Annotated in this window: 20 protein-coding genes; 1 reads left to right on the top strand and 19 read right to left on the bottom strand. The window is 72.4% G+C overall.

Translation table 11 applies throughout. From position 1 onward, the window contains the following. Positions 1-39 precede the first annotated feature (39 nt). From ACMATS_RS37970 to ACMATS_RS37880, 19 genes are all read right to left on the bottom strand, one after another. Positions 40-330, bottom strand: a complete 291-nt coding sequence (locus ACMATS_RS37970; protein WP_414170920.1) for a hypothetical protein — start codon at positions 328-330, stop codon at positions 40-42. An 88-nt stretch (positions 331-418) separates the two neighbouring features. After that, a complete protein-coding gene (locus ACMATS_RS37965) occupies positions 419-775 on the bottom strand; it encodes a hypothetical protein (RefSeq protein WP_414170919.1) in 357 nt (118 codons plus the stop codon). A 141-nt stretch (positions 776-916) separates the two neighbouring features. After that, on the bottom strand, positions 917-1201 hold the full coding sequence (locus tag ACMATS_RS37960) for a hypothetical protein (protein WP_414170918.1): 285 nt from the start codon (positions 1199-1201) through the stop codon (positions 917-919). 3 nt (positions 1202-1204) lie between these two features. Beyond that, a complete protein-coding gene (locus ACMATS_RS37955) occupies positions 1205-1747 on the bottom strand; it encodes a hypothetical protein (RefSeq protein ID WP_414170917.1) in 543 nt (180 codons plus the stop codon). Between the two features lie 71 nt (positions 1748-1818). Continuing rightward, positions 1819-2496, bottom strand: coding sequence for a 2'-5' RNA ligase family protein (locus ACMATS_RS37950; RefSeq protein ID WP_414170916.1), 678 nt, complete (start codon positions 2494-2496; stop codon positions 1819-1821). Next, positions 2493-2987: an AAA family ATPase gene (locus ACMATS_RS37945; RefSeq protein WP_414170915.1), complete on the bottom strand. Its 495-nt coding sequence runs from the start codon at positions 2985-2987 to the stop codon at positions 2493-2495. The genes ACMATS_RS37950 and ACMATS_RS37945 overlap by 4 nt, the downstream gene beginning before the upstream one ends. Positions 2988-3057: 70 nt before the next feature. After that, a complete protein-coding gene (locus ACMATS_RS37940) occupies positions 3058-3600 on the bottom strand; it encodes a hypothetical protein (protein WP_414170914.1) in 543 nt (180 codons plus the stop codon). 85 nt (positions 3601-3685) lie between these two features. Then, the gene (locus ACMATS_RS37935; RefSeq protein ID WP_414170913.1) at positions 3686-3880 is read right to left on the bottom strand and encodes a hypothetical protein; all 195 of its coding nucleotides are present in this window, start codon (positions 3878-3880) and stop codon (positions 3686-3688) included. 76 nt (positions 3881-3956) lie between these two features. After that, a complete protein-coding gene (locus ACMATS_RS37930; protein ID WP_414170912.1) occupies positions 3957-6278 on the bottom strand; it encodes a hypothetical protein in 2322 nt (773 codons plus the stop codon). A 149-nt stretch (positions 6279-6427) separates the two neighbouring features. After that, the gene (locus ACMATS_RS37925; RefSeq protein ID WP_414170911.1) at positions 6428-6880 is read right to left on the bottom strand and encodes a protein kilB; all 453 of its coding nucleotides are present in this window, start codon (positions 6878-6880) and stop codon (positions 6428-6430) included. Positions 6881-6935: 55 nt separating this feature from the next. Then, complete coding sequence (locus ACMATS_RS37920; protein WP_414170910.1) at positions 6936-7361, bottom strand: conjugal transfer protein TraB; 426 nt, start codon at positions 7359-7361, stop codon at positions 6936-6938. Between the two features lie 10 nt (positions 7362-7371). Then, positions 7372-9756, bottom strand: coding sequence for a hypothetical protein (locus tag ACMATS_RS37915; RefSeq protein ID WP_414170909.1), 2385 nt, complete (start codon positions 9754-9756; stop codon positions 7372-7374). Between the two features lie 133 nt (positions 9757-9889). Next, positions 9890-10120 carry a hypothetical protein gene (locus ACMATS_RS37910; RefSeq protein WP_414170908.1) on the bottom strand — a complete coding sequence of 77 codons (231 nt, stop codon included), beginning with the start codon at positions 10118-10120 and terminating at the stop codon, positions 9890-9892. A gap of 11 nt (positions 10121-10131) precedes the next feature. Next, positions 10132-10701: a hypothetical protein gene (locus tag ACMATS_RS37905; RefSeq protein WP_414170907.1), complete on the bottom strand. Its 570-nt coding sequence runs from the start codon at positions 10699-10701 to the stop codon at positions 10132-10134. An 87-nt stretch (positions 10702-10788) separates the two neighbouring features. Next, positions 10789-12663 (bottom strand): hypothetical protein, encoded by a 1875-nt coding sequence (locus ACMATS_RS37900; protein ID WP_414170906.1) that lies wholly within the window; start codon positions 12661-12663, stop codon positions 10789-10791. Beyond that, positions 12660-13169, bottom strand: coding sequence for a hypothetical protein (locus ACMATS_RS37895; protein ID WP_414170905.1), 510 nt, complete (start codon positions 13167-13169; stop codon positions 12660-12662). The genes ACMATS_RS37900 and ACMATS_RS37895 overlap by 4 nt, the downstream gene beginning before the upstream one ends. Further along, positions 13166-13684, bottom strand: coding sequence for a hypothetical protein (locus ACMATS_RS37890; RefSeq protein WP_414170904.1), 519 nt, complete (start codon positions 13682-13684; stop codon positions 13166-13168). Before ACMATS_RS37890 ends, ACMATS_RS37895 begins: the two co-directional genes overlap by 4 nt. Beyond that, positions 13681-14190 (bottom strand): hypothetical protein, encoded by a 510-nt coding sequence (locus tag ACMATS_RS37885; RefSeq protein WP_414170903.1) that lies wholly within the window; start codon positions 14188-14190, stop codon positions 13681-13683. Before ACMATS_RS37885 ends, ACMATS_RS37890 begins: the two co-directional genes overlap by 4 nt. Positions 14191-14331: 141 nt before the next feature. Further along, positions 14332-14622, bottom strand: coding sequence for a hypothetical protein (locus tag ACMATS_RS37880; protein WP_414170902.1), 291 nt, complete (start codon positions 14620-14622; stop codon positions 14332-14334). Between the two features lie 451 nt (positions 14623-15073). On the opposite strand from ACMATS_RS37880, the gene ACMATS_RS37875 reads away from it, so the two are divergent. Beyond that, entirely contained in the window at positions 15074-15898 is an 825-nt protein-coding gene (locus ACMATS_RS37875; RefSeq protein ID WP_414170901.1) for a GntR family transcriptional regulator, read from the top strand.

Raw genomic sequence — 15898 nt, 5'->3', positions numbered from 1 at the left:
CCCGGCTCCCGCGATGTGGTGCGGGAACCGGGCCTTCGGTCAGTTCTGTGTGCCGGTCATGGCCTTGGCGTAGGCGGTGGCCTGCTCGGCCTTGGCGGGATCAAGGGCGGCCAGGTCCCGCAGGAGGTCGGCGACGGTGAGGGCGTTGCGCTCGGGGAGAACGACGGTGCCGTCCGGCGCGCGGACAGCACCGGCAGCGGGGTTGGCAGGGGCGGGGGCCGCGGTGACCCGGCGACCCTGGACGAAGGTGATCTCGGTGAAGTCGGTCCCTTGGATGACGGGGCCGGATATGCGGGCGCCGGGGCCGATGTGGTTGTGGACGGTGGCCATGGAATCCTCCTGGTGAGTTGTGCGGGGAGCGTACTGATCAGGTGTGCGGGCTGGGCGTGGGGGAACGGTCCGGATGTGGCGGGCGCCGCTACTCGGGCTGGCTGATGACGCGGTCGTTGGTCTCGTCCCAGGCGGTGCAGTGGTTCGTGGTGCGGCCGTCGTCCCACTGGACGGTGATGGACCACCAGCGTTCGTCGTCACCGCGGTCGATGGCGACGACCCGGTAGTCCTGGCCCCAGTAGCCGCAGCGGTAGCGGCCTCCGATCTGCTGGGGGCCGAGGCAGCGGGAGACGTACTCCTCGCGCGTGGGGGATTCGTCGAGCTCGTCGATGAGGCCGAGGGCTTCATCGAGCTCGTAGTCGTACGACATGGGGCGGGGTCCTCTCAGCGGTTGGTAGTTGATGTCGAGGTTCTTGATGCGCTCGATGCGGGCGCGGTCGGTCACCAGGTGCTCGCCTTCGTGGTGGCGATCAGCGCGGCGAGACTCTCCCAGCCATGGCGCCAGGCGCTGTCGAAGGGCCGGCCGCTCTGCCTCCGTCACCCGCTGTCGCCCCGGCCGGTGTGGCCGGGGCGATGAGTCTGCGGTTCAGAAGGGCGGTTCGTCGGGCCAGGGGTCGCGGACTGGTAGGAGCCTGAGCCTGTGTGTCGGGCGGTCCCAGCACCAGCAGATCTCGCCGCCCGGGTACGGGCCCTCGGACCACCAGCCGCCCTCGCCTTTGCAGTCGGGGCAGCCCGGTCGGGGCCTGGGGGAGAGCCGGATCTCGTGACGGGAGACGGCCAGTTCCCAGCAGCCGGCCTCGAGCGCGGCAGCGGCCGCCGTGAGGACGGCGGGGACAGCGGAGGCCAGCAGCAGAGCGGTTCGGGCACGCACCGGTCAGCTCCGGGACGGGTGCGGCTGGACCAGGAAGCGAGTGCCCGTGCCGCTGGAGCAGGGCTCGGTGGTGAGGAAGTCCGGTTCGTCGTCCACCAGCTGGAGCATCGTTCGCTTGATGAAGTCGGCCGGGCGTCGGAGGTCGACGCGGTCCTGGTGGAAGTCGCTGAGGTTCACGATGTGCGGCTGGTCGCTGTAGGTGCGCTTGCTCCACAGCCGGGAGCGCACGATCGTGGCGGCCTGATCGCCGTCGGGCGCGGCCGGGACGCCCCGGGGCATTGCCCGGCATCCGGCCGCGTGCGCGTTGGCGGCCGCGGCGGCGTCCTGCTCGGACATCGGGTTGTGCGCGGTGGTCTTCGCGGCGCGGAAGGTGCAGCCGAGGCACGCGGCGGCGTAGAAGGAGGTGCCGCGCTCGCCGCTCGCGGTGTAGACGAGGACGGTGGCGCCCTCCAGGGCCCGGTAGCGCTGGACGACGATCGTGCCTTCCGGGGTCCAGGTTTCCGGGTCCGGCGTGGCGGGGCGGTGGGTGAACGGGCTGGATGCCATGGCTGTCTTCTCCTTGATCTGGGCTAGGTGGTCGGTGTGGGTCACGTGCGGCCTCTCATCAGCGGGCGAGGTCATCGGGCAGGGGCTTGAAGGGGCACCTCGGCGATGGGGGTCCAGGTGATGTGCTGGCGGTCGTGCTGCTGGGCGACCAGGCAGAGGCGGTCGGCGCGCAGGACGACGGGCTCGCCCGGGAGGTCGGCAAGAGCGGCTTTCAGCTCGCGGCGATCGGGCCGGATGGTGCTGGCACGCGCGCCCGTCTGCTGCAACTCCCCGCGGTTTCCGTAGGCGAGCGAGATGTGCGGGTAGTAGACGGCGGGGATCAGCGGGAAGCGGCCGCCGGTGATCTCAGCGTCGGCGCGGGCGGTCAGCTCCCACAGCTGTCGGGCGGGCTCGCCGGGGCGTGCCGCGCATTCCACGGCCACCGTGCCGACGGTGGGCCGGTCGAAGACGAGGTCGAACGGGGCGATGGTCTGGCACTCCTTGGCAACCCGCTCGATGATCGCGTCGATCTCTTCGTCGCGGTACTGGTCGACGGGGCCGGCGTGCAGGAGGGTGCAGTGCACCCACGGTGCCGGGACCGGCGCGAGCCCGGGGCGGTGGGTGATCGCGCGGTACGGCTCCACCAGGGCTTCGCGGACGACTGCCTGGTCGGGCAGCAGGTGCCAGTGCAGGTCGGCCCGGCCCGCCGGCCAGGGGTTTCTGCGCGACTCGACTCGGTCGAAGAAGCTCTCCATGAACGATCCGGTCACCGCAGGACCCCCGCGGCCGCGGTGAGTTCGGAGGCCAGCCGGACGGTGCCGAAGCCCTCGTGGTGCAGTTGGTCGCGGGTGGGGAGTTGCGCGTGGAGGTCGTGCAGTACGTGGGTGGGCACCACGCGGTTGCGGGCGGCGTTCTGGGCTTCGACGACGACCAGCGGTATGTCGAACAGAACTGCTGCGGTGGGGCGTTGCCAGTAGCGGGCGCGGGCGAGCAGGCCGGCGCGGACGTGGGTGTAGACGTTGGTGGAGTCGACCACGGTGGTGAGCCGTCGGGAGAGGCGGGCGTCGAGGAGGAGGTTCTGGATCTGGGCTGCGACCGGTGTGGCCGACTGGTCGGCTTCGTCGTCGGTGGCGAGCTTGCGGTAGGCGTCCAGGCAGACGCGCCAGCTGGCCGGGTAGCGGGAGGCGAAGGTGGACTTGCCGCACCCGGGCGGGCCGATGAGGACGCAGACGGTGCCGGGTTCGAGGTTCAGCGGGTACATCTGTTCCCTTCATGAACATGGGGCGGCCCCGGCCGGGAAGGGCCGGGGCCGCGACGGTTGTGTGCTCCGCTCAGCGGTTGATGTGGAGGTTTTTGATGCGCACTCCGGTGCCGCCGGGGGACAGCAGGCGGCCGCCGGTGCCGCCCTGGCCGTGGATGAACACCGGGGCCGGCTCGGGCTGCTGCTCGGTACCGGCCTTCGCCGCGGTGGCGGTGCGCAGGCGGATGACGATCCAGCCGACGACGGCGGCGATGAGTACGACGAGCGGGGTGAGGGTGGAGAGCGCGGTCATGGCGGTCGAGACCTCCGTCACGGCGGGGGCAGCGATGCGCAGCGCGAGGGAGACGGCCAGCGCCGTTGTGGAGAGGGCGACGGCGGCCAGGCATACGCCCTTCGCCCATCCGGGCATCGGCTGGGCGGCGCCGGGCTGGTGGGCGGGGGCGGCCTCGAGGCGGGGGGTGACTTCGTGGGCCCACATCACCCGGCCGTCCGGCATGGTGATCTCCACTGCGGCCGGGATGCGCACGCCGTAGAGCTCGACTTCTCCGCGCGGTGCGGGGACGGGGTAGGCGGTCTGGTGCGGGGTGCTGACGTAGGGGATGGGGTCGGCCATGATGGGTGGGCTCCTTGTAGCGAGCACTGCGGGGGCCGGCGTTCTGTGACGGGAGGCCGGTCCCCGCGGCTTGTGCGGTCGTCGGTCAGAGGCGGATGGCGCCGAGGGCGTGGCCGAGGGCCTGGGCGCTCTGGTTGATCGCGGGGGCGAGCCCGGTGGAGGCGAGGAAGAAGCCCAGCAGGATGCAGACGAAGGCGCTGCCGCCGCGTACGTATCCGAACCGCATGAGCATGATCACGATGACGAGCAGGATGACGACGGCGCTGACGCTGACGGCCACGGAAACGGTCTCCTTCATGGTGGTTGCCGGGGGCGGGACCGGCGGCTCGGCCGGCCGGTCCCGGGGTGTGCGTGGGTTAGGGCAGGCGGTAGACGGACTTGCCGAGGTTGATCAGGGCGCCCTCGGTGGTCAGCGTGCTGACTTCGTTGTTCACGCTGCGGGTGGCAGGGCCGGCCGCAGTTCCGCAGCCGACAGCCGCGCGGATGTCCTTGAGGGCCAGGCCCTCGGGCTTGTCGGCCAGGGCGGCGAGGATGCGCTGGCGGATCGTGGGGGTCTTCGCCGCGGCGGCGAACGGAGAGGGGGTCTCCTCGTCCGCGGTCTCCGGGGCGGGTGCGGCCTCTTCCTTCGTCTGGTCGGGACGGCCCGTGGTGATCGGAGCTGACGTGGTGCCAGCGGACGGCGCTTCGGCGGCCGTTGCGGGGGTGCCCCGGCGGGCGTAGGCGGCGCCGGCCGCGCGGGCTTCGCCGGGGGTGAGAGTCGGCATGGGACAGCTGTCCATCAGTTCTTCAAGCTGCGGGTAGCGGCCGTTGACCTTCTTGAGGACGAAGGTGCGGAAGAGAACCGCCTTGCCCTCGGTGATCAGCCAGCCCATGCCGGGAGTCGGCACGCCCTCGGTGGCTGCGGTGCCCTCGAAGAGCTCCTTCGCTCCCGCGCCCTGGTAGATCCGTTCCGGGATGGGGGAGATGTGCGCGCCCTCCGGGGAGATGCCGTCCAGGCCCATGCCCTGGGTGGAGGAGGAGGCGGTGCGCAGCATGACGACGTGGCCTTCCTTGCCCTTCTCGCGGATCTCGTGGTTGTCGCCGAGCTCCTTGAGGTGGAGGGACTGGACCGCCAAGTCGACGCCGATGCCCACTTTTTGACCGGTCTTCTGCAAGTCGCCGATCATCCACGCGGCTTCCCGCCGGATGTCCTGGTCCAGGGAGGAGAGGAGGCGGTTGATCTCGTCACCGGTCCACTGGATGAGCCGCCAAGGGCCGTGGAAGTCGAAGTCACCGCGGCCCGAACTGTGGTTCTCGCGGTAGACCTTGACGGCGTGCAGGGCGCGCAGCTGCTTCATCGTCTCGACGGGGCCCTTGGCGAAGTAGTCGATGCGGCCTTCCATCTCCGGCATCGACATGCCGCCCTGGACGTCAGCCATCCAGGAGATGACGCCGGAGATGCGCTGGGCGGCGCCGAGCAGGCGCATCAGGCCGGACTTGCCCGCGCCGGTGGTCCCGGCGGCGATGCCGTGCTGGGCGCGGCCGGTGTCGAAGTTGAACAGCTGGATACGGGCGAGCGAGCCGTCGTGGGCGACGCCGATGCTGATCCGGCCGCGTTCATCCATCGTCAGGTCCTCGCGCGTGGGGGCGCGGACCTCGAGCAGCGGGTTGGCGCGGTAGATGTAGACGACCGCTTCGCGCGGGCCCGCGCCCTCCATGACCAGACGGGAGGTGTCGTCGATCTCCAGCGCACTGCACAGTTTGGCGTGGTTGACGCTGAGCGTCTGGCCGCGTGCGGAGGAGATCCACAGCCTGATCTGGTCCTCGCCGATGTCATGCTGGACGAGGTCGACGCCGGGGGCGGCGCCGCCGGTGATGTCGACGTGCTCGGCCCACATGCGTTCCAGCGCCTGCCCGGGGGTCTCCTCGAGCGCCGCGTGGAGCTGGGCGTGGTGGCGGGCCTCGGCGAGGCGGGGGGCGACCTGGACGGCGAGGCGGCCGGGGCCGTATCCGGGGAGTTCCCTGGTGTCGACGGCGTCCTCGGGGACGTCGAAGACGGCGGCGATGGCCCGCTTGTTCAGGGCGGGCGGCATGGCCTGCCCTGCGGGGGCCAGGATGACGGCCTCGAAGTCGGGCTCGCCCGCCTGGTACTGGCGGATGCCGTGCAGTTCGGTCTCGCCGGTGACCTGGGCCCGGGCCCACAGCACCCGTACGTGGTCCTGGAAGGTGACCGGCTCGGGCTCCCCGACGGGCTGCGGCTCCTGGAGGACGGGCAGCTTCTCCGCGGCCTGGCGCAGCCCCTTGGAGCGCGTGAAGGGGGCCATCGGCACCATCACGGCCGTCCAGGCCGCCGCGCCGAGCATCGGCCAGCCGTTGGGGTAGTGGAAGACGGGGGCGAGCAGGCCGGCGGTGTAGGTGGCGGACCAGCCCAGCACCGGCAGCGTCCGCATCGCGGCGGACAGCTGGCCGGTCCAGTCGTCACCCTCCATGCGCCGCCACAGCCGCCATCCGGAGACGGCTCCGGTGACAATCGCCGCGCCGTGGGCCCACCAGGGCAGTTCCAGGGTCGGGCCGATCGCGGCCCAGGTGCCGGCCGCGCCGTAGACAAGTCGTTCCGCCCGGGCGAGGCGGCGGGCGGTCTTGCGTGTCAGCCCCCGCTCCTCGGCGACGGGCCCGGCCTTCACGATCTCGGTCGTCATGTCCCCTCCCGGGGCAAAAAGAGGGGAGGGGACCCGGCCGTGGACCGGGCCCCCTCCCGGGGCTGCGTGCCCGCTCCGCGATCGGCGGCGGGCGAGGTGTTCGGGTGAGCACCTGCGATTCGTAGGCGGCCGGACAGCGGCCCGGTGCGTCAGGCGAAGCGGCGGGCGGCGGCGGCCACGAAGCGGTCGGCGGCCTTGATGGCGTCCTCCCGGAGCGCGGTGAGCGTCTCCAGGTCCGCGGCGTTGCGGATCGCGTAGGACGCCTGGGCGGCCTCTTGCGCGGCCGGGGCGAGCGAGGGCGCGAGGATCGCGACCAGGACCTTGGGGGCCTCGATGGCCGAGCGGGTGTTGTGCGACTCGGCGCGGGCCTCCGTGAGGCGGTCCGGGTCGGCGCCGGTGAGCCGCAGTTCCTCGCGGACGGTCATCGCGCGGCGGTGGCTGGCGATGGCCGACGCGAAGTCGGTCACCGCCGTCAGCTCCTGGTCGCGACGGTGGTCGATGCGGGCGTCGTCACGGGCAGTACGCGCTGCGCGATGCTGAAGGAGCCCGGCGACGACGGCGCCGAGCAGGGTACCGAGCACGGCGATGACGGTGCTTAACATGAATCTCCCTCAGTCCCCCGAAGTGCAGGTACGGGTAGCGGTTCTCCCACGGCTTCTACTTGACTTCGTTGAAGCCGGGCTTGGGCTGCTTGAAGCGCGAGGACTGCGACACCTCGTGGATGCCGCCGTACTCGCCCTGGTGGGCGTCGTTGAAGCCCTGCGCGTCGGTCTGCATGACGTCGGCCGCGTTCGCCAGGTCGCCGGAGGCGTCGGCCACCCTCCGCAAGGCGGCGGAGCCTTCCAGGATCAGCGCGGTGTGCTGCGGGTCGACCTCGGCCGCGTCACACATCTCCGACATGTGGCTGGCCTTGTCGGCGTTGCTGTTCATCCGCCGCTGCAGGGCCCACACCTTCTCCTTCAGCAGCAGGGCCTGCGCGGTCAGGGCGGTGACGCGGGCGCCGAGGGCGAGGAAGCCCAGCCCTTCGCCGTCGGCGGGGACCGCCGGGAGCGCCCCGCCGTGGGGAACGATGTCGCCGGACACGATCGGCCTCCTAGTGCTCGTTGTGGATGCGCGCGGACGGGGTGCGCAGGCCCGCGTCGGCGGTGGCCTGGGTGTACGGGCGGTAGGCGTCGTCCATCTCGGTCTTGGCCACTTCGCAGGTCTCGGCGGCGTTGAGGGATTCGGTCTGCATCTCCTCGGCCTTGCGGGAGAGCAGTTCCATCGACTCGGCGAGCTTGTGCATCGCGCGGCCGGTGACGGTGCCGATGATGTTGTGCTTGGCGGCCAGGACGGCCGCCAGCTCGTCGAGCTCGTACCGGATCTCCTTCGCCTTGCCCGCGAGGAGGACGCACTCGTCGTGCGTGGCGAACGCCTGGGAGACCACCGTGTCCAGGAAGTCGACGACGTCGTCGAGCGTGACTTCGGTGGCGTGCTCGGCGTTCATCCCGGCCTGCATGGGGGTGGTGACAGCGGGCGCGGTGCCCACGGATGCCTCCTTCGTGATCGGGGTGCTGGTGTTGCCGGTGCCGGCGGGAAGTGCCCGGGCCCCGGTGGTCACGGCGGCGGGCTCCCAGCGGCGGGCCTGGGAGCCGGGGACGTGCAGGCTCTCCACCGTGATCACCGTCTGTCCGAACGGGTCGGTGGCGCGCATGGAGTCGTAGGCGCTGCGCCGCGCCCCGCCGGTCCACGCCCCGGGGCCGGTTGCTCCGGTGGCACTCCCGGTCTGGCCCGCCTTGGCCTTGGCCCGCTGGCCCGCGCGGTGGGTCCGGTCCTTGCGGCGCTGCTTGTGCCGGGCGAACGGGCCGCCGCCGCTGGCCGGTTTGCCGCCTCCCGTGCCCCGGCCCTTGCCGCGGCCCGGGGTGGGCCCCTTGGGCCTGCCCGGCTTCTTCAGATTGACCTTGGGAGGCGGACTCCCCGGGCCCGCCCCGGGGCCCTTGGGGGTCTTGGGCTTCTTGGTCAGGTCGACCTTCGGGGCTGCCGTACCGCCCGTGCCCGGGCCGGGCTTCTTCGCCTTCTTCTTCGTCAGGTCGACCTTGGGAGCGGTGCTGCCCGCGCCCGGGCCGGAGGGCTTGGGCTTCTTGGTGAGGTCGACTTTCGGGGCCGGGCCGGAGCCCGGCTTCGGCTTCTTGGTCAGATCGACCTTGGCCGCCGCCGGCTTCCCGCCGTCCTTGCCCTTACTGTCCTTCTTCTTGCGCTTGACCTTGCTCAGCACGGGCGGGTCGAGGTGCTTGCGGCGCTTCTTCAGCCGCCGCCGCATCTCCTTGACCGTGGCCTCGCCGAGCGTGACGCGACCGGCGTCGGCGGCCTTCTTCTCGTTCCGCTTGTCGTTCCGCTTGGTTTCTTTCGCCGCGCGGCGGGCCTCCTGAGCGGCCTGTTTGCGCTGGCGGGCCACACCCCGTACCTGCGCCCGTTCTTCGAGGCCGGCGGCATGCCGGGCGCCGCGCCGCTGCTGGCGGGCGGTCTGGGCGGCCGCACGCCGCTCGTTGCGGCCCCTGGCCCGCTCCAGGGACGGACTGTGCTTCCCGCCCTGCGAGCGGCCGTTCGAGGGCGCCACGATGCCCTTCCCGGGGCTCTTCGGGGCCGTCCGCCCCGCTGCCCCGGAGCCCTTCGACGCGGCGCCGCGGCCACCGCCGCCGGTGCTGGGTGAGGTCGTCCTGCCCGAGGGGGCTTTCGGGGCGCCGGGTGCGGTCCTCGGCTTCGAGCCGCCGCTGCCCGCGCCGGTCGAGCCGAGCTTCGCCGGACGGCCCGCGCCGCCGGAGCCGTGGCGACCACCGCCACCACTGCCACCGCTGCCGCGCCCGCCGCCGCCCGTGAGTGAACCGCGGCCGCCGCCCAGGGCCTTGCGGCCGTAGTCGTGGCTGGAGGGCAGGGCCTTGGCGCGCCGCTGGGCGGCCTTGTCGTGCAGGCCCTGCATGGCCAGGCCGTGCTTGGCGGCCGCCGTCTCGCCGGCGAGCTGGTTCTTGAGGCGGGCTTCGCGCAGCGGCGCCGTCTCCGCCTCCTTCTCCAGGCGGCGCTGCCGCCGGTCCTGCAGGGCGGTGGCGGTGCCCCGCAGGGCTCCCAGCGCGACGGCCAGGGCGGCCGCGAGGCCGAGCGCCCCGAGGCCGGGACCGTCGGCTTCCTCGTCGCCGTCCTCGTCGTCGGGGTCCAGGCCCTCCGTACGGAGCGTGACGGCTGGGGCGGCGGCGCCGGGGGCGGGAGGGAGGGAGGGCGTGAGGGCGGTCAGGGAGTCGGCCACCGAGCGCCGGCGGCGGGGCGCCGGAGGTACGACCGTCCCGTCGCCGTCCGGCTCGGTGTCGTCCGGGGGCGGCGGCGGGGCGGTGGGCGGCGCCGGGGGAGGTGCGCCCGGGAGCGGGGGGAGCCCCGGTGAGGCGCCTGTCCGGGGGCGGAACGAGACGACGGTTCCACCGCCGTCCGCGCTCCGGTTGTCGTCAGCCACGGGCTTCTCCAGAGGGTTGACAGGGAGTGACCAGGTGGGGGATCCTCGCGCGCCCGCGCGCCCATGCGCCCGCGCGCCCGCCTTGACCCCCCGGACCCGGTCCGCCCCGGGGTGATGATGATGGTGATGATCGCTACGTGCCGTGACGGCTGGTCTGGCGCTCCACCCAGTTCTCCAGGGTCCGCGCGAGGTCGCGCCAGGCTTCCGGATCGCCCGCCTCGGCCCGGTCCTTGCAGATCGTGCGGACCCGGTCGTACCAGGCTTCCGCCAGGCCCGCGTCGCCGCGCTGCTCCATCTGCCGGCGCTGGCGGTCCTGCCAGTGCGCGTTGCGCCGGGCGGCTCGCGCTTCGCCGGCTGTGGGCATCTGGGACACCGTCAGGCCCCCTTGCGGTCGAAGAGGTCGTTCACGCCGCGGACCACCCGGGCACCGGCCGCCGGGTCGGATGCGTGCGCTCCGGTTTCACCGTCCGTGACCTCGCCCTCCGGCGGGCGGGGCGCCATCGACGCGGCCGTCTTGTGCAGCGACTTCGCCGCCAGCGCGTTCACCGACGTGCGGCGGCTGGCCTTCTTCTGCTCCCGGTCGGCCTTCTTCTGCGCGCGCTCGCCGGGCAGGGCCTGCACCACGCGCACGTGGTCGGCGTAGGCCAGGCGCAGCGACTCCATCGCCTGCGCGGCGTCCCGCGACGCCTTCACCAGGGCCCTCCAGTGCTTTTCGACCTTGCGGGCCCGCAGGCGGGCGGCGAAGCGGTGGTCGCCGTCGATGTGCTGCGAGCGCAGGGCGATCTGGAAGACGACGTACCCGGCCTCGTAGCCGGAGACGTCGTTGTTGTGCTCGCGCTGGCGGTCCAGCGTGAAGGTGGTCAGGTGGTCCAGGTTGAGCAGCGGCCGGAACTCCGCGGGGACACGGTTCAAGGTCTCCTCGGCGACGTGCTCGATCTCGGTCACGGTGGTGATCTCCTCTCGAGGAAAGGGGCCCGCCGTCGTGCGGGGGCAGAAGGCGGGCCCGGCCCGCGGCTTGCTCGCCGTGCGCGCTCAGGCAGCGCGTACGGCGCGGATCTGATTGCGGACCCACTCGGGGTCCACCTCGCCGCCGAGTTCGGCGGCGAGAGCGGTGGGTGACGGGGTTCCGCCCGCCGCGATGATCTCGGCGACGCGGGCCCGTACGGCTTCGCGCTGCTGAGCGGTGGCCCGCCTGCTACCGGTGGCCTTACCGGCCGTGCTGCTGCGGTGGCGGCCACCGTTACCGGTGCGGTTACCGCCGCCGGTGGAGCCCGGTTTACCGGTACCGGTAGAACGTGGATTACCGCTCGCGCTACCGCCACCGGTAGAAGCCGGATCACCGGTACCGGTAGAAGCGGTAGTACCGCCGCTGGCGAAGGCGGTATTACCGGTGCCGGTGGAGGCGGTAGTACCGGTGGCGCCGCCCGGTGCTTCACCGGTGCTCCCACCGGCCGGTGTGCCGGTAGTCGGCTCCTCGTCGGCGGAGAGCACGGGCGGCCGCGCGGCGGCGTCGGCCTGGGTCCGGTGCCGGTCCCTCTCCAGTTCGTGCACGCGCCAGACGACGAGCGGGCCGATCGAGGAGACGGCCAGCAGCAGCCACCAGGGGGCGTGCCCGTCCGCGCCGAGAGCGATCACGCCCTGCTCGGCGAGCCGGTCGATGCCGTTGAAGAACAGCGCGAGCAGGACCGCCACGTGCTTCTCCTGGAACCCGCGCGCGTCCTTCTTCGCGTTGCGGTACGTGGAGATCACGTACAGGTCGAGCGCGGCGGGGATGAGGACGGAGAGGTAGGGCCCGAAGCCTGCGAGCATCGCGAGCCGGTACTCGCCGACGGCGGCGATGCCCAGGCCGCAGATCTTGGCCAGGGTCTTGAGGAGCTTGCCGAAGGTACGGTCGGCCCAGCCCCTGATGGCCCGGGCCTTGCGGGCGACGCCGGCCCACCACTTGGAGTGCTTCTCGGCCCGGGCCATCAGGTCGTCGGCGGCGGCCCGGATTTCCTGCGCCTGCGCCTGGGCGCCGGCGAGGACCTGCTCGGCCGTCCGGACGGCTTCGTCCCTGGTGGTCTGCGCCGCCGTGGTGGCGGCGTCGGTCTTGCGCCGGGCGTCGGTGAGGGCCGCCTCGGCCTTGTGCCGGGCATCGTTGAGGATCTTCTCGGCCTCGGACTCGGCGGCCTTCATGCGTTTGTCGTGGCCTTCGTGGGCCTGCTCCAGCAGGGTGCGGGCCCTGGCCGTGACGTCCGCGGCCTCCTCCTTGGCCGCCTTGCGCACCGCGGCCGCCTCGGCGGTCGCGGCGGCGCGCAGTTCCTCGGCCTCGGTGAGGGCGGCCTTCCGCTTTTCCTCCAGATCGGATTCCGCTTCGGTCTTCTCCCGCTGCCGGGCCAGGGCCTCGGTGTGGGCGACGGTGGCGGCCTCCATCCGGGCCTGCTCGACCAGGCGGTGGGCCTCGGTCCGGCCTTCGCGCACCAGGTGCTCGGCCTCGGCCGTGGCCGCCTCAAGGGCGGCGGCGGCCTTGGCGTTGGTGTCGGCGGCCTCCTCGCGGAGCTGGTGCGCCCGGGTGGTGAGCTGACCGGCGACCGCTGCCGCGTCGGCCAGGAGGGCATCGAACTGCCGTCGGATGCCGTCGGTGATCTCCCGGTTCGTGGCCAGGATCTCGGTGGCGCGCTTGCGGGTGTGGTCGAGCGCTTTGGCCGCCTCGTCCTGCTCGGCGCGGGCCGCGTCCAGCCGCCGCCCGGCCGCCTCCTCGGCGGCACGGGCGGCGGCGATGGTGTCCTCGGCACGGGCCTGCGCGGTGGTGATGATCCGGTCCGCCTCGGCGTGCTGCTCGGCCACGGCCAGCAGCTCGAACGGGGTGGGTTCCGGGGGCGGGAGGGGGCGGAGGGTTGCGAGGTCGATGACACCCGTGGTGTTCATCCGGCGTGGTGCTCCTGGTTCTGGTACTGCGGGGCCGGGGCGAGCGCGAGGCGCTGGGGGACCGGGCCGACGGCGGGCTGCTGGTACGGGTGGGCCTGGCCGAGGGCGAGGTTCTGGTGCTGCTCGAACTCGATCGCCGACCACGTCGAGGACTCACCGTGGACCCGCTGGAAGTCGGCGGGAGTCGGGGCCGGGCGCTGCCACGCGCGGGTCAGACCCAGGTGGTCCAGCCACTCGCGGACCGGGAGACCGGCCAAGTAGCGGCGCTCGATCGCCCGGTCCAGCGGCGGCGCGGCCAACTCCCACCAGCCGAACAGCACGGCCACGGTGACCACGGCAACGAGGGCGTGGTGGTCCTGGCCGCCCAGGTGGACGGGGCGCAGCACGCGGTCGGGGACACGGAGGGAGAGGTCGATGAAGCCGGCAGCCAGGGCGGCGGGGACAACCAGGCCGACGAAGTAGTGCGCCCCCTGGGCGATGCGGGAGCGGCGGCTGCGGCTGGTCATGACGCCTCCTTGCTGGCCGGGATGGTGCACGCGGTGCTGCGGAACTGGTCGTCAGCAAGAGGGCCGGGCGGCTTGTGCGTCCAGGTCCAGCGGTCGGGGTCAGCGGTGACCTTGTTGTCGATCTGGTGGGCGAGGGCGACGTTCGCCTCCTTGGTGCGCCGGACGCCGACGATGTCCTTGCCGCGCTGCAGGACGTGGACCTTGAGTTCGCCGTGGAGGGCGACGGCGGCGTCGGCGGAGGCGGCGGTGAGGGCCTCGCGGGTCTGGCGCAGGACGTCGGCCTGGTCCTTGTAGGCGGTGGACCACTCGGTCGCGTCTTCCTCGGCCTGCTTCAGGGCCTGCTCGGTCGAGGCGATCGTGCGGTCCTGCGCGGCGATGGTCTCGTTCTTCTCGGCGAGCAGGCGGTCACCGACCTTGAGGATCACGCGCGTGTTCTCCGCGCTGCGCGTCAACTTCAGCACGGCGGCCTCGGCGTCGAGGAGCTGGCGGTAGCGCCTGCGGCTGAGGAACTTCATGCGGCCCGCCCCCCGGTGATCTCGGCGGCGCGGTTGGCGTCGAAGGCGGCGCGCAGCTCGGGGTCGAGCCACACCGCGGCGTCGGCAGTGGCCTTGGCGGCCTTCATCGCGGCCGTCGTCTCGGGGTCGGGGACGGGGCCGGTCACGGTGACGGACACCCTGCCGCCCGCCATGGTGCTCACCGCCCGAGCGACGCCGGGGGCGGGCATGCACCAGCCGGGCGAGGAGAAGTGCCGGGCGAGGCGAGGGAGAAGGTGGCGGGTGTCGGCGGTGAGGCGGATGTCGGCGGCCAGGCAGCCGGCCTCGACGCTGAAGCTGACTCCGATGCCGGGGTGCAGCGACCCCACGGCGGAGACGAGCTCCAGGGCTCCGGCGAGAGCGTCCTCGATCTCGCCGATAGCGTCCTCGGCGCGGACCGGCAGGGCGGTCTCGGGCATGATGGTGACCACGCGGACTCCTTCGTCGTAGGTGGTGGAGACGGTCCGTACGGGCCTCCGGGGACGCACCCCCGGGGGCCCTTCTTCGTGGTGGTGCGTGGGCGGCCGGGGAGTCGAACCCCGTCCCGGCCTCGGGGAGTGTGTGAGGCCGGGCGCGTACCGGGCGCCGCCCGAACCGGCCGCCGGCGGAGCGCCGGGGCCGGAGCGGGTCTAGCGGTGGGCGGCGCGGTTGTAGCAGGGCGCGACGCCGGTGGAGGTGCCGATCTGGCCGGTGCCCTCGCAGATGTGGCACTCGGCGGTGGTGAGGTCGAGGGAACGGGAGCGGGCGTACCCGGCGAGCTGGGCAAGTGCCCCGGCGGCCTCGGCGCTCTGACGGTGGAGCAGGAGCTTGGTGTCACCGGCGACGAAGAGGATGTCGCGGGCCCTGGCGTAGAGGTCGTCGGCCTCGGCGAGCCAGGCCGCGGCGGTCTTCGCCGTCCTGGGGATCGGGGTCGTGGTCATCAGGTCCCTTCTTCGGGTTTCGGGCACGTTCGGGGCCTTACTGGGTGACCTTGAGTTCGCTTTCTCGTGTCGCGTTCTCTGACCGCGTCTCGCACCCGCCGAGGGGATTACGCCGCTTTCCACCCTGTATGGGAGGCATTACGCGGGGCTGCCATGCCTGGCAGACCGTCAGTGAGGCCCGTCGCGTCGGCCTCGTCCACTTTTGAGTTGGGCTGTGCGCGGCCGGGGCTCCAACGCCCGCGGCCCGGCTTCCCCCGGTTCCCCCGAGGGCCATTCGCACAGAAACCCGGGCAGACGGGGCGTCAGTTACCGCCTGTCCCCTCGGTGTTGCTGGGCGATGACCATGAAGATGCCAGGAGTTCCGACACACAGTCAAGAGGTTTCGACACGTTCTCAAGAAGTTCCGACACAACCTTTCGGGGGTGGTGTCGGAACCGCTAGAGTTCGGGTCATGAAACCCACCACCGGCAGCAGCGTCATGCGGCGCATCGCCGATGACGTGCGCGAGAAGGTCCGTGCCGGGGTCTACAAGCCCGAGGACAAACTGCCGACCTCGAAGGCCCTGGCCGCCGAGTACGAAGTGACGGCAAAAACGGTCGAACGCGCCTACGACCTGCTGAAAGAGACCGGTGACATCGTCGGCCGGCGGGGCGCGGGCATGTTCGTCGCACCCAGGCCGCCGGCCATCCACCGGCACAGCGACCGCCATCAGACGGAGAAGGACCGCGTCCATCTCACCGACCAGGAGCGTTCCACCTGGGGCGCGGCGGAGGCGACGACCAAGCTTCCGACCGATGCGTTCCGGTTCGAGGCCGAGTTCTCCAATGTGCTGGCGGACGAGAAGCTGGCCGAGATCTTCGGCATCGACGTCGGCGCGCGGCTGCTGCGCAGAGACTTCCGCTCCTACGCGGGCGGCTCGTCCATCCCGCAGGGCCTGACCACGTCGTTCCTGCCCTACGACATCCCCAGCCGTAACCCCGAACTGTTCGACAGTAGTCGGGAGCCGTGGCCGGGCGGGACGCAGCACCAGCTCTCGACGGTGGGCGTCGAGGTCGTCGAGGTCACCGAGGACATCGCCGCCCGCGACGCCGATCCGGACGAGGCCGAGGAACTCGGACTGCCGGAGCGGTCCACCGTGATGGTCATCGAAAAGACCACCGTGGGCCTGGAGTCCGACGGAGGCCGCCGCCGGGTCGTGGACTACTCCGTCGTCCTGCTGCCCGCGGCCCGTACGCGCCTGACCTACCGCATCCCTCTCGCCCCCTGGAGCAGCTGA

The sequence above is a fragment of the Streptoverticillium reticulum genome, from assembly GCF_047456005.1.
Taxonomy (GTDB): Bacteria; Actinomycetota; Actinomycetes; order Streptomycetales; family Streptomycetaceae; genus Streptomyces; species Streptomyces reticulum.
The sequence above is the reverse complement of the archived record's forward strand: the minus strand, read 5'-3'. Positions and strand labels throughout refer to the sequence as shown.